We start from the raw sequence: 20,045 nt of genomic DNA on the forward strand, positions 1-20,045 counted from the left end.
CAAACGAGCGCACTTTGTTTCTTGTGTTTCAGGCGCGCCGCAGCAGCGTGCGCAGGTTGCATTGCTGCTGCCACAGGAGGCGCTCGTCACTGCTGCGCGCCTGGGTAGCCAGTTCTTCGTCCGATTGGGCTACCTGGGCCTGGATCAGCCGTTCGGCCAGGGCCGGGTCGGGCAGCATGGTGCCGAAGAAAGTCACCATGTCATGGCGCTGGATCAGCAGGGTAGGGAAGTTGTCGACATCGAGATCGCCCACCACCTCGGCCTGGTCTTCGATATCGATCCAGACGAAGTGCTTGTCCGGGTGGCGCGCGGCCAGGCCCTCGAAAGCGGCGCGGTACGACGCGCACGTGCCGCACCACGCGGCGCACAGGCAGGCGACGATCCAACGCTCGCCGCCCAGCGCTTGCGCAATGCTGTCGCGGTTGTCGGAGTTGAGTGTGTGGCTGTGCATGAGCGGCATTCTACCTCGCCCGACGATGGCCCGCTTGCTAAAGCGCCAAGGCGGCGCAGCGCCGGGTTAAAATACGGCATGTCTATTATTCTCGCTATTGAAACCTCCTCCGAGATGGCGTCCTGCGCCTTGCTGCGCGGTGATACCGTCCTGTTCCGTGAATCGTCCGGCGTGCGCACCCACTCGCAAGCCATCCTGCCGATGGTGCAGGAACTGCTGGCCGAAGCCGGCATCGCGCTCAAGGAATGCGACGCGATCGCCTTTGGCGCCGGTCCCGGTTCGTTTACCGGCGTGCGCACCGCCTGCGGCATCGCCCAGGGCCTGGCCTATGGCGCCGGCTTGCCGGTGCTATCCCTGATGACCCTCGAAGCGATGGCCGTGGCGTGCCGCCAGCAGCATGGCGCCAACGATGTCGTGGCCGTGCTCGACGCCCGCATGGGCGAAGTCTACTGGGCCCAGTACCGCTACGACGCTGGCGCCGCGCGCTGGAACGTGCTGGTTGCGCCAACGCTGTGCGCGCCCGGCGCCGTGGCGCCGCTGCCGGTGGACGGCCAGCTGGCGGCCTGCGGCAATGGCCTGGCGGCCTATCCGGACGCCTTCGGGTTCGCCCAAGCCTATCCGGAGATCATGCCCCACGCCGCCCAGATGGCCCTGCTCGGACGCGGCGCGCTGGCTGCAGGGGAAGCGCTTGGCGCGGCCCAGGCCCAGCCGCTGTACCTGCGCAACAAGATCGCCTACACCAGCGCGGAACGCAGCGTGATCAACGCCGCCAAGGCTGCCGCATGAGCGCGGTGCGCGACGACGATCACCTGTTTTACGCGCCGATGGTGGCGGCCGATATCGACGAGGTGTTCGCACTCGAAAAGCAGGTGTATCCGCATCCCTGGACGCGCGGTAATTTCGCCGACTCGCTCGGCAGCGGCTACAACGCCTGGGTGCTGCGCGACCGCGACGGCGCGCTGCTCGGCTACTATCTGCTGATGGCGGTGGTGGACGAAGCGCATCTGCTCAACGTGGCTGTGGCCGCCGGGCGCCAGGGGGAAGGGCTGGGCCGCTACCTGCTCGACAAGGTCGCCGCCTGTGCGCGCGGGCTGTCGATGGACTCGATCTTGCTCGAAGTGCGTCCGTCCAACCTGCGCGCGCTGGCGGTCTATGAAAAATATGGCTACGCCGAAATCGGCCGCCGCCGAGGCTACTACCCCGCGCATGACGGCAAGCGCGAGGATGCCATCGTCATGAGGTTCGTCTTATGAGTATCAGCGCGCGCGACAACGCGTTTTTGCAGGAAATGGGCATCGGCCCGCTATGGACCCTGCGCGATGCCATGCCGGACGAGGCTTTGCCCGACGAGCTGGCAGCACCCGTGCAGGAAGCCGCGCCGCAGGCAGCTTCCGTGCCTGTTGCGGCGCCTGCCGCCGTGCCTGCCGCAGTGCCTACCGCCGTGCCTACCGCCGTGGCCATGCCCGCCCCGCCAGCGGTGGCGGCCAGGACCGCGCCGCCTGCGGCCAGTCCGGCATCGAGCCCCGCCACCGATTCGGCCTGGGGCGAGGAACCGCCCGGCCCGCCGCCGACCGAGGAAGACATCGCCGCCATGGACTGGGCGCAGCTCAAGAACGCCATCGCCAACTGCACCCGCTGCGGGCTGTGCAAGGGCGGGCGCAAGCCGGTCTATGGCAACGGCGCGCAACAGGCGCGCTGGTTCGTGGCCGCCGGCGCCTCGACCGTCTCCGACGAAAAAGAGCGCCAGCCGGTCTCGGGCGAGCCGGGCAAGCTGCTGGCCAATATGCTGGCCGCGGTCGAGCTTTCGCGCGACAGCAATGTGTATGTGACCAACCTGATCAAGTGCCGGCCCACCAGCGCCAACGGCGGCGACCGCGCCCCGAGCGCCGAGGAAGCGCTGGCCTGCCGTCCGTACCTGGACCGCGAACTGGCCCTGTCCGGCGCGCCGCTGGTGCTCACGCTCGGCCAGATCGCCGCCAACGCCTTGCAGGGCAAACCGTTGCAAGAGTCGCTGGCCGGCTCGCGCGGGCAGGTGCATGAGGTGGGCGGCGTCAAGCTGGTGGCCACCCTGCATCCGGGCGAGCTGCTGCGGCGCGGCGCCGACAAGGCGCTGGCCTGGGCCGACCTGTGTCTGGCGCGTGCGCACGATGGCCGCCCCGGCTGAGAACTACCAGGCCGGCTTCGAGCGCCGCTGGGGACAGCTGGCGCAGCCGCACGTGCGCGCGCTGGCCTGGCTGCTGCACGCGCCCGACCTGCTCGATCCGGCCGACCCGCACTGGGAAGGCAAGATCGCCAGCCTGGGCGTGCTGCCGGCCGCGGTCGACGCCTGGCTGCTGCGCCTGGACGCCAATCCCGCGCCCCTGTTAGCGGCGCTCGGCACGCGCAATTACACGCGCCTTGGCCTGTATGCCGAAAAGCTGATGGCCTTCTATTTCCAGGAGCATGGCTTGCTGGTGGCGCACGGCTTGCAAGTGCGTGCCAGCCGCAACGACACGGTCGGCGAGTTCGACTTCCTGCTCGACCATGGCGACGGCGGCCTCGAACACATCGAATTCGCCACCAAATTCTATCTGCTCGAAGGGGAGGCGGCATCGCGCTTCGACACCTTTGTCGGCCCCAACCTGGCCGACAGCCTGGGCGCCAAGATGCGCAAGATTTTTGAGAAACAACTGGCGCTGGGTACGCACCCTGCGGCGCAGGCCGTGCTGCCGCGTCCCGTAACGCGGGCGCGGGCCCTGGTCAAGGGCTGGCTGTTCTATCCGGGCGGTGCGGGGCAGGCGATGGAGGGCATCTCCGGCCAGCACTGCCGCGGCTTCTGGTGCGCGCTGGACGAGGTGGCCGCGCTGGCGCCGGATGCCTTCGTGATGTTGCCGCGCCTGCAATGGCTGGCGCCGTTCCGCTCCTTGGACGATGCCGGTTTGCTGAACCGTGAACAATTGCAGGCCGCTCTGGCGGACAAGTTCGGCACGGTGCCGATGCCGGTACTGGTGGCCAGCGTGCGCGCGGCCGACGCTGGCTTGGTGGAAACGGGACGCGGTTTCATCGTCCCCAACGACTGGCGCGTGCGCGCCGCTTTCCGCCAGCAAATGAGCGGCCAGCCCGCCTGATCAGTGCTTGTGCTCGCCGATCAGGGCGAGCGAATCGTGCTCGGCCTGGTTCATCTTATGCTTGCGCATGATCAGGAACATGATGCCGGCCACCGACATGCCGAAGCCGACGATCACGAGATTGAGTTCCACATTGAGCGTGATCAGGATGGCGTAAATGGCCAGCATGGTCAGGATCGACAGGTTTTCATTGAAATTCTGCACGGCGATCGAATGGCCGGCGCTCATCAGCACGTGGCCGCGGTGTTGCAGCAGCGCATTCATCGGCACCACGAAGAAGCCGGACAGCACGCCGATCAGCAGCAGCAGCGGGTAGGCGATCAAGACCGAATGGACCATGGTCATGCACATGACCACGATGCCCATGGCGATGCCGAGCGGGATCACGGTCAGGGATTTTTTCAGCGGAATCATCTTGGCCGAGGCGGCGGCGCCCACGGCCACGCCGAGCGCGACGATGCCGATCAGGGTGGTGGCTTTGTCGAGCGGCATGTGCAGCGATTTCTCGGCCCACTTGAGCACGATGAACTGCAAGGTGGCGCCGGCGCCCCAGAACAGGGTGGTCACGGCCAGCGAAATCTGGCCCAGCTTGTCTTTCCACAGCAGCGAAGAGCAGTTGGCGAAGTCGGCGATGAGCCTGGCCGGGTTGCGCTCCTGGTGGGCGTACTTGGCCAGGGTGTCGGGGATGCGCAGGTTGAACATGGTGGCCAGCAGGTACACCGCCACCACCACGCACAGCGCCGCTTCGGTGGTGGTATCGATGCCGGTCTCGATCAGCGGCATGTCGATGCCCAGCATGAAGGCCGAGGCCTTGGCGCTGACCAGGGCGCCGCCCATGACGGTACCGAGAATGATCGACATCACGGTCAGGCCCTCGATCCAGCCATTCGCGGCGACGAGTTTCTCTGGCGGTAACAATTCAGTCAGGATGCCGTACTTGGCCGGCGAATACACCGCCGCGCCGAAGCCGACTACCGCGTAGGCGAGCAGCGGATGGACGTGGAAGAAGATCAGGGCGCAGCCGAATACCTTGACCAGGTTGGCGATGAACATCACTTTGCCCTTGGGCATGGAGTCGGCGAAAGCGCCGACAAACGGCGCAAGGAGCACGTAAAAAAGGACGAAGGACAGCTTCAGCAAAGGCGTCAGCGAAGCCGGCGCGCTCATGGAGATCAGCAGGTCAATCGCCACGAAGAGCAGGGCGTTGTCCGCCAGCGACGAGAAAAACTGCGCCGCCATGATGGTGTAAAAACCACGATTCATTCGAGAAGTCTAAAAGCTAGTGTGGGTTGCTTTATACCATGAATGGCTGGGAAGCCAAAGAAATCGGCATGCCGTGGCGGGCTGCGTCCGGTAAAATAGCAGCTTGCCAATCACTCCCATTCGCATCATGCCGCGCCCGCTAATCGCCACGATTCACATAGATTCCATGCAGCATAACCTGATGCGGGCGCGCGACTGCGCACCGCACGCCAAAGTGTGGGCGGTGGTCAAGGCCAACGCCTACGGCCACGGACTGGAGCGCGGCATGCGCGGCTTCGCCGATGCCGACGGCCTGGCCCTGATCGAAACCGAGAACGCGGTGCGCCTGCGCGAACTGGGCTGGACCCGCCCGATCCTCTTGCTGGAGGGGATTTTCGATGCCGGCGACGTTGACTTGCTGGTGCGCCACCAGCTCAACAGCGCCATACATACGGTCGAACAGATTGCCATGCTGGAACAAGCCACGCTCAGCGGCCCGATCGACCTGCATCTGAAGATGAATACCGGCATGAACCGGCTCGGTTTCCGCCCGGAAGCTTTTGGCGCCGCTTACGCCCGCCTGCGCGCCATCCCGCAAGTGCGCGAGATCACCCTGATGACCCACTTCGCCAATGCCGACGAACTCGAACATCCGCGCCTGACCGTGCTGGAACAGGTGCGCCGCTTCTGCCTGGGGGCGGACGGCTTGCAGGGCCAGCGCAGCCTGTCGAACTCGGGCGGCGTGCTGCACCAGGCGGCGCTGTCGACCGAATTGTCGAACGACTGGGTACGCCCGGGCATCATGCTGTACGGCGGTACGCCCGGTGGACGCAGCGCGGCCGCCTTCGACCTGCATCCGACCATGACACTGGCCAGTGAAATCATCGGCGTGCAAGACCTGGTGGCGGGCGACTCGGTCGGCTACGGCAGCGGCTTCCAGGCCGAATGGCCGATGACGGTTGGCATCGTTGCCTGCGGCTATGCCGACGGCTACCCGCGCCACGCCCCGCACGGCACCCCGGTCATGGTCGATGGCATCCTCACCAAGCTGGTGGGCCGGGTTTCGATGGACATGATGGCGGTCGACCTGACCCACGTGCCGCATGCCGGCGTCGGCAGCGCGGTGGTGCTGTGGGGCGCCGGACTGCCGATCGATACCGTGGCCAACGCCGCCGGCACCATCGGCTATGAATTAATGTGCGCGCTGGCGCCCCGCGTGCGCGTCGTGGAAGGCAATCTGGATTTCAATGGCTAAAGCTAAAACGCACTACACCTGCAGCGATTGCGGCGGGATCAGCAGCAAATGGACGGGGCAGTGCACAGCCTGCCATCAGTGGAACACGATGGTCGAGACGGTGCTCGACACGCCCGGCGTGAACCGCCTGTCGCAGACCCAGCACAAAAGCCTGGCGCAGACCGCGCCGGTGCTGTCGCTGGCCGACATCGAGGCGGTCGACGTGCCGCGTTTCGGCACCGGCATCGAGGAATTCGACCGCGTGCTGGGCGGCGGCCTGGTCTCGGGCGGGGTGGTGCTGATCGGCGGCGACCCCGGCATCGGCAAATCGACCCTGCTGTTGCAGGCGCTGGCCAATATTTCGCATATCAAGAGTACCTTATATGTGAGCGGCGAAGAATCGGGCGCCCAGATCGCCCTGCGCGCGCGCCGGCTCGGCGTCGACGGCAAGGAACTTAAACTGCAGGCCGAGATCCAACTCGAGAAGATTCTCGGGACCTTGGCCGACCTGAAGCCCGAAGTGGCGGTGATCGACTCGATCCAGACCGTGTATTCCGATGCGCTCACCTCGGCGCCCGGTTCGGTGGCGCAGGTGCGCGAGTGCGCGGCGCAGCTCACGCGCGTGGCCAAGCAGACCGGGGTGACCATCATCCTGGTCGGCCACGTGACGAAAGAGGGCGCGCTGGCCGGGCCGCGCGTGCTGGAACATATTGTCGATACGGTGCTGTATTTCGAGGGCGATCCCCAGTCCAGTTTCCGGCTGGTGCGCGCCATCAAGAACCGCTTTGGCGCGGTGAACGAGCTGGGCGTGTTCGCCATGACCGAAAAAGGCTTGAAAGGGGTGTCCAACCCGTCGGCGCTGTTTTTGTCGCAGCACGACAACCAGGTGCCCGGCTCGTGCGTGATGGTGACGCAGGAAGGCACGCGCCCCTTGCTGGTGGAAATCCAGGCGCTGGTCGATACCAGCCACCTGCCCAATGCGCGGCGCCTGTCGGTGGGGCTGGAGCAGAACCGGCTGGCGATGCTGCTGGCCGTGCTGCACCGGCACGCCGGTATCGCCGCCTTCGACCAGGATGTGTTTATCAATGCGGTGGGCGGGGTCAAGATTACCGAACCGGCGGCCGACCTGGCGGTGCTGCTGGCGATTAACTCGTCGATGCGCAGCAAACCGCTGCCGCGCGGGCTGGTCGTCTTCGGTGAAGTGGGGCTGGCGGGCGAAATCCGGCCGGCGCCGCGCGGCCAGGAGCGTTTGCGCGAAGCGGCCAAGCTGGGGTTCTCGATTGCGATGATTCCAAAGGCAAATGTGCCCAAGCAAAAAATCGAAGGCATGACGATTGTGGCGGTCGAGCGTATCGATGAGGCATTTAACAAACTGCGCGAGCTCGATTAGTTAACATCTATTGCTCTTTGGTACTATAATGTAAATATATCAGGCATGCCACGGGACCAATGTGTTTAGTGAACAACGACAGTCACAGCGAAAAATATTGAAGGTCAAGGCCATCGTGGTGGTGGACGGCTTTTCGCCGGTCATGGTGCGCACGGTGGATATCGGGTCGAGCGGAATGTGCGTCATGTCGCCCGATCCGGTCCAGGTGGGCGCGGAAGCGCTGCTGCGTTTCGACCTGGTGGTCGACGGCAGCGTGACCGCGATCGAGGTGCGTTCGCGGGCCTCGTACTGCATTCTCAGCCATGGGGACTTCAAGGTCGGGTTCAACTTCCTCAATCTCAGCTTGTCGGGGATGACGCAGCTGGTCAAGTTCATGCGCTGACTGCGCTCGTTCGCCGGGCGGGCATCTCGCTTGAGCCGGCATAAGCTTTTTCCCCGCAGCCCTTGATCTGCCTCAGGACTGCGCCAGGAATTTGAACGTGGTGCCGGAGGCGAGTGTGTTACCTTTACGTTAAACGTAAAAAGAGGGTCATCTTCATGGCGCTGCCCATCAATTCCAATCATGTCTTGAACGGGCTCAACTCGGGCAATGCCAGTTCCGCCGAGATGTACGGAAGGGTCAGCAAGACCTTGCTGACGCAAAACGCCGGCATCCAGAAACTCAGCGGCCAGCTCACGCGCGACCAGACCCGCCTGTCCGGCCTCGGCCAGCTGCAAAGCGCCCTGGCCAACTTCCAGTCGCTGACCCAGTCGCTATCCGGCGCCGGCTTGCAGACGGGCGCCACATCCTCCAGCGCCAACGTACTGAGCGCGCTGACCATGACCGGCGCCAAGGCAGGCAGCTACGCCATCGACGTCCAGCAGCTTGCCCAGTCGCAAACCCTGCTGGCGCGCGCGCAGAAAGAAAAAGACACGGTCATCGGCAGTGGCGCCGCCACCGCCATCAAGCTTGAATTCGGCACCGAGTCCGGCAACGCGTTTACGCCCAACGGCAGCGCCCGGTCGATCATTATCGACAGCAGCAACAATACCCTGCAAGGCATGGCCGACGCCTTCAAGGCGGCGGGCATCGACGCCACCATCGTCAAAAGCAGCGCCGGCTATGCGCTCAAGCTGACCGGGCCGGAAGGCGCGGCCGGCAGCATGCGCATCAGCGCCGGAGGCGATGCAGCGGTCGAGAAACTGCTCGCCTATAACCCGGCGGGCCTCAAGAACTTGACGGCGGGCAGTGCCGCCCAGGACGCTGTGCTTAACATCGACGGCAAGCGCGTCACCAGTTCCAGCAACGTCATCACCGGCCAGATCGGCGGCACGGCGCTGGCGCTGACCGGCAAGGGCAGTTCCAAAGTGGTCGTGGCGCAGGAAAATGGCGCCATCGCCAAGAATATCGGCAATTTTATCGATGGCTACAACAAGGTGGCGTCGACTTTGCAAACGTTGCAGCAGGGCGGCCTCAAATCCGACCCGGCATTGCGCCAGGCACAGGATCAATTGACCAGCATGGTGCGCAGCAACAGCGCGGCGCTGGAAAAAGCCGGCATCACGCTCGATAAGAACGGTGCGCTCAAGCTTGACGCCAAGGCGCTGGAAGCGGCGGTGCTGGCCGATCCGGGCGCGATCAGCAAGCTGTTCACCGATGGCGGCGACGGCATTGCCGACAAGCTCGACGCGCAACTTGGCCAGTTGCTCGGTGCCGGGAGCAGCATCAGCAAGGAAAAATTGAGTACCGACCGTGGTATCGCCACCCTGACCAGCCAGAAAACCACCCTGACCAACGCGCTGACGGCGCAGGCGACCAATCTGGTCGCGCGTTACACGGAAGTAAGCCAGGGTGGCGGCGCCAACAGCGCCTTGCCCGGCCTGCCGGGAGGGGGCGCCAAGTCGCTGTTCGACTTCATGGCTTGAGGAGATGTGGAATGGCAGTTCGCAAGAACTTTACCTATAGCGATATGGACCTGTGGCTCAACGACCGCCAGGTCACCGAAATCGAGTGCCTGGTGCCGGACCTGACCGGCGTTGCGCGCGGCAAGATCCTCCCGCGCACCAAATTCACCAAGGAACGCGGCATGCGCATGCCCGAAGCCGTGCTCGGCATGACTGTCACCGGCAATTATCCGGCCAACGACGTGGCTTATTTTCGCGCCATCTCCGAGACCGACCGCGACATGGTGCTGCGGCCCGACCCGTCCACCATCACCGTGGTGCCGTGGGCGCTGGACCCCACCGCCCAGGTCATCCACGACTGTTACTTTTCCGACGGCAGCCTGGTCGATTTCGCCCCGCGCAGCGTGCTGCGGCGCGTGCTCAAGCTGTATGCGGACAAGGGCTGGTCGCCCAGCGTGGGGCCGGAACTGGAGTTTTACCTTACTGCCTGCAACAACGATCCCGACCTGCCGCTGCGCTCCCCCATCGGCCGCAGCGGGCGGGCCGAAACCAGCCGCCAGATCTACAGCATCGATGCCGTCAACGAATTCGACCCGCTGTTCGAGGATATCTACGATTTTTGCGACCTCATGCAGCTCGATGTCGACACCCTGATTCACGAGATCGGCGCCGGCCAGTTCGGCATCGACCTGCTCTCGTGCGAGCCCTTGACCATGGCCGATAATGTGTTCTTCTTCAAGCGCACCTTGCGCGAGGCGGCGCTCAAGCACAATATGTATGCCACCTTCATGGCCAAGCCGCTGGCCAACGAACCGGGTTCGGCGATGCATGTGCACCAGGGCGTGACCGACAGCCGCACTGGCCTGAATCTGTTCAGTACGCCTGAAGGGGCGCCGTCGCCGGCCTTTTATCACTACATCGGTGGATTGCAGCGCTACATGCCGGCGGCGATGGCGCTCGCCGCGCCCTATGTCAATTCGTACCGGCGCATCGTGCGCCACACCACCGCGCCCATCAATGTGCAATGGGGGCTGGATAACCGCACGGTCGGGTTCCGGGTGCCGGAGTCGACGCCGCAGGAGCGCAAGGTCGAAAACCGGGTGATCGGGGCCGATGCCAATCCATACCTGGCGTTTGCCGTCACCTTGGCATGCGGTTACCTGGGCATGACGGAGGAAACCGAACCGAGCCCGATGACGGTCGGCAGCGCGCACGCGCTCGACTTCGAGTTGCCGCGGGGCTTGCCGCAAGCGCTGCACCTGCTGCGCGCGGAGGACAAGTTGCGCGAAGTGCTGGGCGAGCGCTTCGTCGACGTGTATGCGGCCATCAAGGATCAGGAGCACCTCGAATTCATGACGGTGATCAGCCCCTGGGAACGCGAGCACTTGTTGTTGCATGTGTAGGACAGAAGTCGAGCGCCAGTGGATGTCTGCCTGAATTCGACGTGCGGACCGTGCTATGCACGCGCGTCCACATACACCCAAGCCGTTCGTCCGGAGGACAGTAAGGCCGAGACGCGCTTGTAGTCTGATACTTCATAGTTGTCTGCATGCGCGAGTTCATCGCTCGTCACCTCGAAGTCGGTTCCAGCAACGCGGTTTTCGGCTATGCCCGTCTGTTTAACGATGGGATGGTGACTCTTCCCACTGGTCTTGACGACCTGCGGGTCTTCAATTTTTACCATTGATGTATGAAAACCTAGCAATTGGTCGGCGCTACCGTGGAGCTCCCGGCCAAAGGTGGCCAGTTGCACATCACGCTGCTGAAGCGTTCCATACGAAAAGAGAAGTTGCGTCATAGGTGGGAGTTTTTATTAAATAGGTTCGCTATGCTCAACGTTGATGTGAGCGGCTTGGCGTCATGAAGTATGCACTGAAAAGTCCGTCGGCACACAGGCCGTGGCGATCGCGTCAGTTACCGGTCGTTGAGTCCAAGGCCATCGAGGATCAGCGGCATGCAGTTTTCGACCCGTGACGCTCGGGTTTTCGACTGCTTGGCGCCGGCAAAATGAAGCAGGTAGGCGCGCTGGCGGCCGGGTGTCAATGCGTCGAAGGCAGTCCTGAGCGCTGGCAGCTGGGCCAGCCTGACCTGAAACTCTTCCGGCGTCGGAAACTCGGACGTCTCCCTCAAGGCGACCTTCAGGCCCGCGCGTTCCACCTCGATCGCATCGAGGATGCAGGCCGTCAAGGCCTTGCGCTGCCGCGTGATCTGCGCAAGGCTGGTGAACCTGGCCTGGCGTGCGGACTGTACGTTCTCGGTCTGCATGACCAGGATGCCCTTGGGATCGGCGAGCAGCGCGCCCTTGAAGAACAGAAGGGCACAATATTCCTTGAAGCCATGGATGAGGACGATATTCTTGCCCTCATGCGCGTAGCAGGGCTGGCCCCACTTCAATTCCTCCGTCAGGCCGCAGCCGAGCGCGATCGATCGCAATAGCGCGAACTCGTCGCGCCAGCTGGTCGCCCCTTGCAGCATCGCGTCGACCTTCGGATCGGTGCCGGTTTCTTGATTCATCGCCGAATTCCTCCTCGTCTCTCCGCTTAATCAGTCTTCCCTGGACAGCACATTCTCCAGTTCCGCCACCGAGCCCCCAGTCCGCATTAAAACTGAAGCGGTGACCGGGCACGGGGGCAAAATCGCTCTTCATCAGCCAGGCTTCGATCAGGTGCGGCTGGGTGAGCGCGCGCCAGATCTTTTCGGCCGGATGCGGAAAGTCGCGTTCAACGACAACGGTGCGGGTGTGGGGGACCGTAAGGATTCCTATGTAAAAGAGTAACAGGCGAAAACACCTCTGGAATCAAAGTATATTCGCGTCACCGAACGATAGGTAACGCCCCCTATGTGGGTGTAAGCCGGAAGCCCCCGGAATTTCCGTCATGGGCGAGAAGCCAGCACTGATGCGGGGCGACGTTAAACAGTTGTTTTCCGGCAGCGCCGCCGCCAAGCCGAAAACCACTCTGGAGACGATTTCCGACGGAATTTTCGGCGGTTCCGGCTTACACCTCCCTTTATGAACCAGTGCCCATGTTTTTGTTGGAATCAAGCTGTCACGCGTGGATTTTCGTTCACTTCGCCATGCTGGTGGAGAACGACTTTGGCTACCGCGCCAACCGTGTCGCGCACGAATTCCATATGGACTAGCGTGTGCTTGATAAAGAATCCGTTGGCCGAATAAGGATGCACAGGCGTGACGTCGCCACCGGTGCGGAGCATCAGCAACTGGCCGCCATCACGCCAGAAAGTGCGTTGCTCCGAAGCGTTAACGGTATACACGCCGACATAGGTGTCGAGCACCTCGGCGTCTAGCTTGATCTCCTCGAAATCCACCAGCGGCGCGCCGATCGCCATCGCACCAATTTTATGTGCAATATATTCCGGATCCACGATACCGAAGTCAGCGTTGCTCAGAACGGCCACGAAAAGCTTGTCTTCCGGCAGGCGCAGCGCGCAGGTCATGAAGCCATTGATGCCACCACTGTGGGCGAGCATCGGTCGCTGCTGTAGTGTGCCGACTTCCCATCCATAGCCGTAACCGCACGCGCTGCCGTCCGCCAGCCGGTAGGACGTGAATGCCTTGTTCCAGTTCGCTGCGCTGATGAGCTTGCCGCTAGCGACTGCGTTTTCCCAGCGCGCCATGTCGTTCACGTTCGAGACCAGTGCTCCGGCCGCGTACACCTGGCTGATGCTCATCGGATCGCATGGAACGAAAACGCCATCGCGGTGGGTATGCCCGGCCGCAACCTGCTGCGGGCTCAGTTCGTGGCCTTCATAGTAGCTGCGGTTCATGCCCAGTGGAACAAATATGCGCTGCTCGACAAACCTGGCGTAAGACCTCCCCGAGACTGTCTCGATGATCGCGCCGAGCAGGAAGTAGCCCGAATTGTTGTAGTTGAAGGCTGTACCAGGAGCGAACTCGAGCGGATCGTTCTTAAAGCTATCGATCATGTCGGTCACCGTGAGCTCCCTGGCAATGTTGGCATCAAAATCCTCCTTGCTGGTGAAGCTGACAATTCCTGAACTGTGGGTCAACAGGTGTTCGACTGTGATTTGCCGTCCCTGGGCAGGGTAGTCGGGCAGAAACCGCATGATCTCGTCGGAGAGGCGGAGTTTGCCTTCCTCAAACAGCATCAAAATGCAAACGGCGGTGAATTGTTTGCTAATCGAGCCAAGACGCAATGTTGCCTCTGGCGTCATCGGCTCCTGCTTAGTGATGTTGGCCATGCCGTAGGCTTGGCGGAACACCGTCTTGCCATCGAGCGTGACGATGACAGTCGCGCCTGGTTCATCGGCCTTGTAGAACGGGACGATAGTGGCGTCGATAGACGCAGCAAACCCCTTGTCTAGGGCGGTCGGCGCATTGGTCATAGACATCTTGGACATTTTTTTAGGTGATTAGCGCTGATCTGCAAGGTTCGCCGCCCGATGCCGGCAACATGGATTCCGCCCGGATTACTTTCGGGTAGACACCTTTCTTTCGACGCATCCGGATGACGCGAGACATTAGCATCACACATATTCATTATTGTTGCCGGCGCCGTTAGCAGGCCGACCATTTCTCCGACTGGCTAGAGGTCACGCCGCGCTCACCTTGTAAATAATTTGTTAGCGCGCGACAACGGATATGCTCTCGCGTCACAATTCGGCGGTACACTGGTTTCATTCGATTGAGGGGGGCAAGATGAAATGCATAGGCTCGCTGCTGCTGGTCTTCGGCGCCCTTGCCGGGCCGCCTCAGCCGGCGCGCGCCGAAACGCCGACGCTGCACCTTGCTAGCCTGGAATGGTTGCCTTACGTCGGCCGCGGTCTTCCCGATGGCGGCCTGTCCGGGGCAGTGGCCAAGGCAGTCGCTGCGCGCTTCGGTTATGGCATCAGGATCGACTACTTTCCCTGGAAGCGCGCCATGCAGGCCGGCGGCAGCGATCCCGATTTCGTCGGCTACTTCCCCGCCTATCATACGGCTGAACGGGCCCGCCAATGTCATTTTTCCACTCCGATGGGGAAGAGCACAGTGGGCCTGGCGATGCTGGCCGAGGCCCCCCTGCGCTGGCGCGTGCTGGACGATTTGGCGGGCAACAAGCTTGGTGTGGTCCTGGGCTACTCGAACGGCGACGCGTTCGACCAGATGGTCAAGAGCGGCAAGTTGTCGGTCGACGCATCGGAGAGCGACATCATCAACTTGAGGAAGCTGCTGGCCGGCCGGATTCACGCGGTGGTGATCGACAAAGCTGTGCTGCGCTATCTTCTCGCGTCCGATCCCACGTTGAGCAAGGAACGCACACAGTTGGTGTTCGACGAGCGTCCCCTTGCCGAACTGACCTTGCACGTATGCTTCCAGCGCACGCCGCTGGGCCTGAAACTAAAGCAATCCTACGACGCCGCCCTGCTGCAAACCGATATTGCGAAAATCGAGAATGGGTATTTTGACCAGCTCGGCCGCAGCTTGGGTGCGGTACGCCGCTAGCCACCACGCCCTTATCGAAAGTTTGCCTTGAAGCTGCGTTTTGCAATCGTACTGGCAGTCGCGGTCGGACTGTTAGTCCCCGCCTCGATCAATGTTTACAGCAATCGCAACCGTGAGCACGCAATGATGACCCGCTGGAAATTCGAGCATCGCCACGTGACTGACATTCTGGCGCTGGGCATGCAGGAACCCCTGTGGAACGTCAATGCCGATTCTGGCCGCCCCTTGCTCGCTTCGCTATTCATGGATGAGCGCATCGTCTCCATCAAGGTACGCGACAAGAAGACCGGCGATTTCTTGTGGAAAGAGTATCCGGCGCGCCGGCACGGACGCAGCGCCCACTTGATACGCACAGTCTCGCGCGACGGCATGGTGATCGGCAATGTTGACCTGGAAATGGCCGGCGGCCTGATCGACGACGAGATCGCGGACGAGCGGCGCCACTTTGCACTGACGGTGGGCGGTGCCCTCTTGCTGTCGATGATCATGATCGTCGCCCTGCTGCAGCGCCGCCTGCTGGCCCCGATCAAACGCCTGATGCAGGAGTCGGCGCGGCTGGCCCAAGGCGATTTCTCGCTTCCTTTCGTCTGGCGAAGGGACGATGAACTCGGCGCCCTGGGGCGTAGCGTGGAGCATACGCGGCAGGCGCTGCAAGCCTATTTCGTTCAAATCGAGGCAAAGAACATCGCCCTCAAGGAAGAGATCGAATACCACACGCGCGCCGAACTTGAACTCCAGCGCCACCGCGAGCACCTCGAGGAACTGGTCCGTGATCGCACGGCGCAGTTGCAAATTGCCAAAGAGCAGGCCGAGTTCGCCAACAGCGCGAAGAGTACCTTCCTGGCGAGCATGACGCACGAGCTGCGCACGCCGCTCAATGCAATCCTGGGCTATGCCCAGATCCTGAAACGGAACAAGGCGCTCGACGAACGCCAGGCTGCCGGATTGAACACCATCGAGCAAAGCGGCGAACACTTGCTCATGCTTATTACTGATTTGCTCGACCTCGCCAAGATCGAGTCCGGCAAGTTTGAACTCCTGCTCGCCGCGGTCGATCTGACCGCCTTCATCGCCGGCGCCACGCGAATTATCCAGGTGCGCGCCGAGCAGAAAGGCCTGTCCTTCGAGGTGTCCGCCCCTGACCATTTGCCGCTCGTGCTACTCGACGAAAAGCGTGTGCTCCAGATCCTGCTTAACCTGCTGGGCAATGCGATCAAATTTACCGATCAGGGTCAGGTAGGCCTTCGCGTGACGAGCCCCGGCCCGGCCGGCGCCAATGGACGTCTGACGCTGTGCTTTGAAGTGAGCGACAGCGGCGTGGGCATGTCCGCCGACCAGCTCGATAGCATTTTCCAGCCTTTCGAACAGGTCGGCGAGGCGCAACGCCGGCTCGGCGGTACCGGCCTCGGCCTGGCGATCAGCCGGCAACTGGCGCGCATGATGGGAAGCGAGATCGAGGTTGCCAGCGCCGCGGGCATGGGCAGCCGTTTCTGGTTCACCCTGGAAGTTGAACCGGCGGCCGCGGCGGCGGCGCCGCCGGCGGCCGAGCGCGACGTCATCGGCTACCTGGGCGAGCGCAAGACCATACTGATTGTCGACGACGTCGCGGCCAACCGGAATATGCTGGGCGACCTGCTGACCAGCATGGGCTTTGGCATCGAGTTCGCCTGTAATGGCCAGGAAGCGCTCGACAGCGTGCGCGCGCGCCCTCCGCATGCCGTTCTGATGGACATCGTCATGCCCGTGATGGACGGCATCGAGGCGACCTTGCAGATTCGCCGGCTGGCGGGTGGGGCGGCGCTGCCGATCATTGCCATTTCGGCCAGCGTCACCGAGGCAGACCAGGACAACAGCCGGGTCGCCGGCGTCGACGCCTTCATGACCAAGCCGGTGCATCAGAATGGCTTGCTGGAGACCTTGGGCCGCCTGCTCGGGGCGACGCTCTGTTATGAAGAGGAAGCCGTGACAACGGACAGCGCCGCCGTCGCAAGCGAGCTGACGCCGCCCCCCCACGCCCAGCTGCAGCAGCTGTCCCGTCTGGCGCGCGAGGGCGACATGCGTGCCATCCGCGAATTGGCCGACGAAATCGAAAGTGCCGATATGCGGCATGCTGCATTCGCCCGGACCTTGCGCCAATTGGCCAGGGAATACCAGTCCAAAGCGCTGGTCGAACTGGCTCTGCAATACGTGGAAAATGACGCATGAAGCATGAAAGACAGACCATCCTCATCGTTGACGATGTTCCCGCCAATATCGGCGTGCTCGTCGAGTTCCTCGAAGAGAAACAATTCCGGGTGCTGGTCGCCCGCGATGGCGAAGAAGGGCTGGAGCGCTGCCGCCTGGTTCAGCCGGACCTGGTCTTGCTTGACGTGATGATGCCCGGCATCGATGGCCTGGAGACTTGCCGCAGGCTGAAGCAGGACAGCGAGACGGCCCGGATTCCCGTTATCTTCATGACCGCCATGACCGACAGCGACAACGTGGTGGCAGCCTTCGAGGCGGGAGGTGTCGACTACGTGACCAAGCCGATCCGCCTCACGGAAGTGCTGGCGCGCATCAACACACACCTGGCCCTGCGCGAGATGCACAGGCAGCTCTCGGCCCAGAACGCGCTGCTGCGAGAAACGAACGATCGCCTTCTCCAGGCCGAAAAGATGGCGGCGATCGGACAGCTCGCCGCTGGCGTCGCTCACGAGATCAACAACCCGATCGGCTTCGTCAACTGCAACTTGGGGAGCCTGCAAACCTACGTCACGACCTTGTTCGGCGTGATCGACGACTTCCAGCAGGCGGCCAGCGCCACGCATGCGGTCGCGGCGCGCATGGCGGAACTGAACGAAGCGGCCGAGGTCGACTTCATCCGCCACGATTTCGCGACACTGATGAGCGAGTCGCGCGACGGCCTGCAGCGCGTGAAAGACATTGTCCAGTCGCTCAAGGACTTCTCGCACGCCGACAATGCCGACACCACCTTCGCCGACTTGCATCAGGGCCTGGACAGCACCCTGCGCATTGTCAGCAGCGAGATCAAGAACAAGGCCGACGTCGTCAAGGAGTACGGCGACTTGCCCCCCGTCGAGTGCATCTCCTCCCAGCTCAACCAGGTTTTCATGAACCTGCTCGTCAATGCCGCCCATGCGATCGCCGCCAGGGGCGTGATCACGATACGCACCGGCCGGGCCGGGCAATGGATTTGGATCGAAATCGGCGACACCGGCACCGGCATGGACGCCGAGACCATCCATCGCATTTTCGACCCCTTCTTTACGACCAAGCCCATCGGCATCGGAACCGGCCTGGGCCTGTCGGTCTCGTACGGGATCGTGAAACGCCACGGCGGCCGCATCGAGGTCCACAGCGAACCGGGCAAGGGCAGCCGATTCACCGTTCATCTTCCTATCCAGCGAGAGCCTCGGCATGAGCCATAGCACCACAGCGCACCTGACATTCCCGCCGCTACGCACACTGCGCAACTATCTGTGCGGCGGCCTGCTGCTCGCCGGCACCGGCTTCGCCGGCGCCGCTGATACGCCGGCGTCGCCACTCGATATCGGAGGAGCGGTACGCTTCAACTACGTCTACAAGAGCTGGCAGCCCGAGCATCCGCACGGATTCGTCGGCCTCGATACAGTGCGCCTGGACGTGAAATACGACGACGGATACCTGATCGGGTCCGCCCAATATCGCTACAACCGCTTTCCTGCCGGCCAGGGTGGGTACACCAATCATTTCCTGCATCATGGCTGGGCGGGAGTGCGCTTTGGCGACAAGAGCGAATTGCACGTCGGTCTCGACAAGCTGCCGTTCGGCCTGCTCCCCTTCGCTTCCAACAACTTCTTCGAATCGATCGCCTACTATCTCGGCTACGAGGATACTTACAACTTGGGGCTCAACTATGCGTGGCGCAGCGGCCCGGTGGAATGGCGACTCGCCTACTTTCCACGCGATGGCGGCGCGTACGGTGGCGGCGGTAACACCGCGCGCGCCTCGAACCGGTATTCCTTCAACATCGTGCCGGACGATGACAAGCAAGGTTACGGGACGGGACAAGGTGACCTCGAGCGCGACACCCTGGTCGCGCGCGCGGCCTGGCAGGTGGGGGGGCAGGCGAACACAGAACTTGGCCTTTCCATCCTGAGCGGCGCGATCCGCAGCAATACCGGTGCCCGGAGCCGGCGCAGCGCGGCAGCGATCCATGCCAAAGGCAGTCATGGGCCGTGGACGCTGATGGCCGAGGCGCTGTATTACAACAATGCCACGCGGCACCTGCCTGGAGAGACGTTCGGAGGGCTTGAGCCGAACAGCTTTGTGATGCTGGGTGCCTTCGGCTACCCGTATCCGGTGGCAGCGAAGGGGATTGTGTACGTAACCAACGTGAGTTACGACATCGCCGGCAGCGTGGGCCCGTTCACCGGCTTCAAACTCTATAACGACTATAGCGCACTGAAGAAGAAGAGCGGCGGCTTCAAGGGCTCGCTGCAAAATGTGACTGGGCTGAGTTTTTCCTCAGGTAAATGGTTCTTCTATGCCGACTTCATGCTCGCGAAGCACCAGCCATATATGTCGGCAGATTTTGGCGGATTTGCGGCGGCGTCGCCGCTTCATGACAGCTTTTCGCATCGCATCAATCTTCAAGCGGGGTATTACTTCTGATCGCTTCCCTGGCAACAAGCTGCGGTTCGGCGAGGTGCGTAGCGGTTTCCGGGACCAAGCAAAAAGGCGTGCAAGCGAACGTGCTGGCGTTGGAATCGATGGGACGGCTTTTTCTGTGTGCGCTTTGACGGTTCATACTTTAATCGATAGGGGATTTGTGACTTACATCATTGTCGATTTCGAGGCGACCTGCTGCAACGAAGGGCAGGTTGCGAGAGATGAAATGGAGATCATCGAGATCGGTGCGGTTGCTTTGTACGGCGATGGCCCCTCCACGTATGGACAGTTCCAGGCGTTCGTCAAACCAGTTCGACACGCGCAACTGACGGCCTTTTGCAAGCAGCTGACAAACATCTCGCAGCAAAAGGTCGACAGCGCCGATTCCTTTAGCGCGGTGATGGGGCGCTTCTCCACGTGGATAGATTCATTCGATAATCCGATTTTTTGCAGTTGGGGCGACTACGACAAGCACCAGTTGCGGCAAGACTGCGGGTACCCCCCTGTGTCAGGATAGATGTCGCGTGATTTAATTCATAAAAACCGCACCGGGGGCGGAGTAAAGACATGTTGTGAATCGTTATCCCGCAGAGCGCAAGGAATCCATTTTAAGGCAGATGATGCCG

The 20,045-nt window shown here is 62.4% G+C and carries 20 protein-coding genes and 1 pseudogene; 15 read left to right on the forward strand and 6 right to left on the reverse strand.

Annotated elements, in window-relative coordinates; genetic code table 11:
• Positions 1-28 precede the first annotated feature (28 nt).
• Positions 29-451, reverse strand: a complete 423-nt coding sequence (locus F2P44_RS11870; RefSeq protein WP_167086902.1) for a thioredoxin family protein — start codon at positions 449-451, stop codon at positions 29-31.
• 78 nt (positions 452-529) lie between these two features.
• Between F2P44_RS11870 and tsaB the strand changes: the two genes are divergently transcribed.
• From tsaB to F2P44_RS11890, 4 genes are read left to right on the forward strand one after another with little or no spacing between them, the layout of a single operon-like run.
• Complete coding sequence (gene tsaB, locus F2P44_RS11875; RefSeq protein ID WP_167086903.1) at positions 530-1,237, forward strand: tRNA (adenosine(37)-N6)-threonylcarbamoyltransferase complex dimerization subunit type 1 TsaB; 708 nt, start codon at positions 530-532, stop codon at positions 1,235-1,237.
• Complete coding sequence (rimI, locus tag F2P44_RS11880) at positions 1,234-1,704, forward strand: ribosomal protein S18-alanine N-acetyltransferase (RefSeq protein ID WP_167086904.1); 471 nt, start codon at positions 1,234-1,236, stop codon at positions 1,702-1,704. The genes tsaB and rimI overlap by 4 nt, the downstream gene beginning before the upstream one ends.
• Positions 1,701-2,615 carry a uracil-DNA glycosylase gene (locus tag F2P44_RS11885; protein WP_167086905.1) on the forward strand — a complete coding sequence of 305 codons (915 nt, stop codon included), beginning with the start codon at positions 1,701-1,703 and terminating at the stop codon, positions 2,613-2,615. Before rimI ends, F2P44_RS11885 begins: the two co-directional genes overlap by 4 nt.
• The gene (locus F2P44_RS11890) at positions 2,599-3,558 is read left to right on the forward strand and encodes a DUF1853 family protein (protein WP_167086906.1); all 960 of its coding nucleotides are present in this window, start codon (positions 2,599-2,601) and stop codon (positions 3,556-3,558) included. The genes F2P44_RS11885 and F2P44_RS11890 overlap by 17 nt, the downstream gene beginning before the upstream one ends.
• On the opposite strand, the gene lplT is transcribed toward F2P44_RS11890, so the two are convergent.
• Positions 3,559-4,821: a lysophospholipid transporter LplT gene (gene lplT, locus F2P44_RS11895; RefSeq protein WP_167086907.1), complete on the reverse strand. Its 1,263-nt coding sequence runs from the start codon at positions 4,819-4,821 to the stop codon at positions 3,559-3,561.
• A 127-nt stretch (positions 4,822-4,948) separates the two neighbouring features.
• Here lplT and alr point away from each other — a divergent pair, with 127 nt between their 5' ends.
• The 5 genes from alr to F2P44_RS11920 all read left to right on the forward strand — a co-directional run bounded on the left by alr (position 4,949) and on the right by F2P44_RS11920 (position 10,711).
• Complete coding sequence (gene alr / locus F2P44_RS11900) at positions 4,949-6,055, forward strand: alanine racemase (RefSeq protein ID WP_167086932.1); 1,107 nt, start codon at positions 4,949-4,951, stop codon at positions 6,053-6,055.
• Positions 6,048-7,424, forward strand: a complete 1,377-nt coding sequence (gene radA / locus F2P44_RS11905; protein WP_167086908.1) for a DNA repair protein RadA — start codon at positions 6,048-6,050, stop codon at positions 7,422-7,424. Before alr ends, radA begins: the two co-directional genes overlap by 8 nt.
• 61 nt (positions 7,425-7,485) lie before the next feature.
• A complete protein-coding gene (locus F2P44_RS11910) occupies positions 7,486-7,806 on the forward strand; it encodes a PilZ domain-containing protein (RefSeq protein ID WP_370662678.1) in 321 nt (106 codons plus the stop codon).
• A 155-nt stretch (positions 7,807-7,961) separates the two neighbouring features.
• On the forward strand, positions 7,962-9,329 hold the full coding sequence (gene fliD / locus F2P44_RS11915) for a flagellar filament capping protein FliD (protein WP_167086910.1): 1,368 nt from the start codon (positions 7,962-7,964) through the stop codon (positions 9,327-9,329).
• Positions 9,330-9,340: 11 nt separating this feature from the next.
• The gene (locus tag F2P44_RS11920) at positions 9,341-10,711 is read left to right on the forward strand and encodes a glutamine synthetase family protein (protein ID WP_167086911.1); all 1,371 of its coding nucleotides are present in this window, start codon (positions 9,341-9,343) and stop codon (positions 10,709-10,711) included.
• A gap of 53 nt (positions 10,712-10,764) precedes the next feature.
• On the opposite strand, the gene F2P44_RS11925 is transcribed toward F2P44_RS11920, so the two are convergent.
• The 3 genes and pseudogenes from F2P44_RS11925 to F2P44_RS11935 form a co-directional block, all read right to left on the reverse strand.
• Complete coding sequence (locus F2P44_RS11925) at positions 10,765-11,106, reverse strand: gamma-glutamylcyclotransferase family protein (protein ID WP_167086912.1); 342 nt, start codon at positions 11,104-11,106, stop codon at positions 10,765-10,767.
• Between the two features lie 116 nt (positions 11,107-11,222).
• Positions 11,223-11,822 (reverse strand): YdeI/OmpD-associated family protein, encoded by a 600-nt coding sequence (locus F2P44_RS11930; protein WP_167086913.1) that lies wholly within the window; start codon positions 11,820-11,822, stop codon positions 11,223-11,225.
• Positions 11,823-11,895: 73 nt separating this feature from the next.
• Positions 11,896-12,066, reverse strand: a pseudogene (locus F2P44_RS11935) (SRPBCC family protein); the annotation flags it as partial.
• A gap of 118 nt (positions 12,067-12,184) precedes the next feature.
• Between F2P44_RS11935 and F2P44_RS11940 the strand changes: the two are divergent.
• On the forward strand, positions 12,185-12,322 hold the full coding sequence (locus tag F2P44_RS11940; protein ID WP_167086914.1) for a hypothetical protein: 138 nt from the start codon (positions 12,185-12,187) through the stop codon (positions 12,320-12,322).
• Between the two features lie 25 nt (positions 12,323-12,347).
• Here the strand turns inward: F2P44_RS11940 and F2P44_RS11945 are convergent, their stop codons facing one another.
• The gene (locus F2P44_RS11945) at positions 12,348-13,673 is read right to left on the reverse strand and encodes a serine hydrolase domain-containing protein (RefSeq protein WP_229423506.1); all 1,326 of its coding nucleotides are present in this window, start codon (positions 13,671-13,673) and stop codon (positions 12,348-12,350) included.
• A 256-nt stretch (positions 13,674-13,929) separates the two neighbouring features.
• On the opposite strand from F2P44_RS11945, the gene F2P44_RS11950 reads away from it, so the two are divergent.
• The 5 genes from F2P44_RS11950 (at position 13,930) to F2P44_RS11970 (ending at position 19,936) form a co-directional block, all read left to right on the forward strand.
• The gene (locus tag F2P44_RS11950) at positions 13,930-14,769 is read left to right on the forward strand and encodes a substrate-binding periplasmic protein (protein ID WP_167086916.1); all 840 of its coding nucleotides are present in this window, start codon (positions 13,930-13,932) and stop codon (positions 14,767-14,769) included.
• A gap of 156 nt (positions 14,770-14,925) precedes the next feature.
• Entirely contained in the window at positions 14,926-16,974 is a 2,049-nt protein-coding gene (locus F2P44_RS11955; RefSeq protein WP_370662679.1) for an ATP-binding protein, read from the forward strand.
• Entirely contained in the window at positions 16,971-18,197 is a 1,227-nt protein-coding gene (locus F2P44_RS11960; protein WP_167086918.1) for a response regulator, read from the forward strand. The genes F2P44_RS11955 and F2P44_RS11960 overlap by 4 nt, the downstream gene beginning before the upstream one ends.
• Complete coding sequence (locus F2P44_RS11965; RefSeq protein WP_229423507.1) at positions 18,187-19,422, forward strand: hypothetical protein; 1,236 nt, start codon at positions 18,187-18,189, stop codon at positions 19,420-19,422. The genes F2P44_RS11960 and F2P44_RS11965 overlap by 11 nt, the downstream gene beginning before the upstream one ends.
• A complete protein-coding gene (locus F2P44_RS11970; RefSeq protein WP_167086919.1) occupies positions 19,373-19,936 on the forward strand; it encodes a 3'-5' exonuclease in 564 nt (187 codons plus the stop codon). The genes F2P44_RS11965 and F2P44_RS11970 overlap by 50 nt, the downstream gene beginning before the upstream one ends.
• Positions 19,937-20,045: the final 109 nt, after the last annotated feature.

Origin of the sequence: Massilia frigida, from assembly GCF_011682175.1 — a bacterium.
Classification (GTDB): Bacteria; Pseudomonadota; Gammaproteobacteria; order Burkholderiales; family Burkholderiaceae_D; genus Telluria_A; species Telluria_A frigida.

Bases quoted from the DNA above. Each gene is read 5' to 3' on its own strand.
- rimI (WP_167086904.1), top strand. From the start codon at position 1,234: ATGAGCGCGGTGCGCGACGACGATCACCTGTTTTACGCGCCGATGGTG.
- F2P44_RS11870 (WP_167086902.1), bottom strand. From the start codon at position 451: ATGCACAGCCACACACTCAACTCCGACAACCGCGACAGCATTGCGCAA.
- tsaB (WP_167086903.1), top strand. From the start codon at position 530: ATGTCTATTATTCTCGCTATTGAAACCTCCTCCGAGATGGCGTCCTGC.
- F2P44_RS11920 (WP_167086911.1), top strand. From the start codon at position 9,341: ATGGCAGTTCGCAAGAACTTTACCTATAGCGATATGGACCTGTGGCTC.
- alr (WP_167086932.1), top strand. From the start codon at position 4,949: ATGCCGCGCCCGCTAATCGCCACGATTCACATAGATTCCATGCAGCAT.
- lplT (WP_167086907.1), bottom strand. From the start codon at position 4,821: ATGAATCGTGGTTTTTACACCATCATGGCGGCGCAGTTTTTCTCGTCG.
- F2P44_RS11925 (WP_167086912.1), bottom strand. From the start codon at position 11,106: ATGACGCAACTTCTCTTTTCGTATGGAACGCTTCAGCAGCGTGATGTG.
- radA (WP_167086908.1), top strand. From the start codon at position 6,048: ATGGCTAAAGCTAAAACGCACTACACCTGCAGCGATTGCGGCGGGATC.
- F2P44_RS11885 (WP_167086905.1), top strand. From the start codon at position 1,701: ATGAGTATCAGCGCGCGCGACAACGCGTTTTTGCAGGAAATGGGCATC.
- F2P44_RS11890 (WP_167086906.1), top strand. From the start codon at position 2,599: ATGGCCGCCCCGGCTGAGAACTACCAGGCCGGCTTCGAGCGCCGCTGG.
- F2P44_RS11940 (WP_167086914.1), top strand. From the start codon at position 12,185: ATGGGCGAGAAGCCAGCACTGATGCGGGGCGACGTTAAACAGTTGTTT.
- F2P44_RS11950 (WP_167086916.1), top strand. From the start codon at position 13,930: ATGCTCTCGCGTCACAATTCGGCGGTACACTGGTTTCATTCGATTGAG.
- fliD (WP_167086910.1), top strand. From the start codon at position 7,962: ATGGCGCTGCCCATCAATTCCAATCATGTCTTGAACGGGCTCAACTCG.
- F2P44_RS11930 (WP_167086913.1), bottom strand. From the start codon at position 11,822: ATGAATCAAGAAACCGGCACCGATCCGAAGGTCGACGCGATGCTGCAA.
- F2P44_RS11970 (WP_167086919.1), top strand. From the start codon at position 19,373: ATGACAGCTTTTCGCATCGCATCAATCTTCAAGCGGGGTATTACTTCT.
- F2P44_RS11960 (WP_167086918.1), top strand. From the start codon at position 16,971: ATGAAGCATGAAAGACAGACCATCCTCATCGTTGACGATGTTCCCGCC.
- F2P44_RS11945 (WP_229423506.1), bottom strand. From the start codon at position 13,673: ATGACCAATGCGCCGACCGCCCTAGACAAGGGGTTTGCTGCGTCTATC.
- F2P44_RS11965 (WP_229423507.1), top strand. From the start codon at position 18,187: ATGAGCCATAGCACCACAGCGCACCTGACATTCCCGCCGCTACGCACA.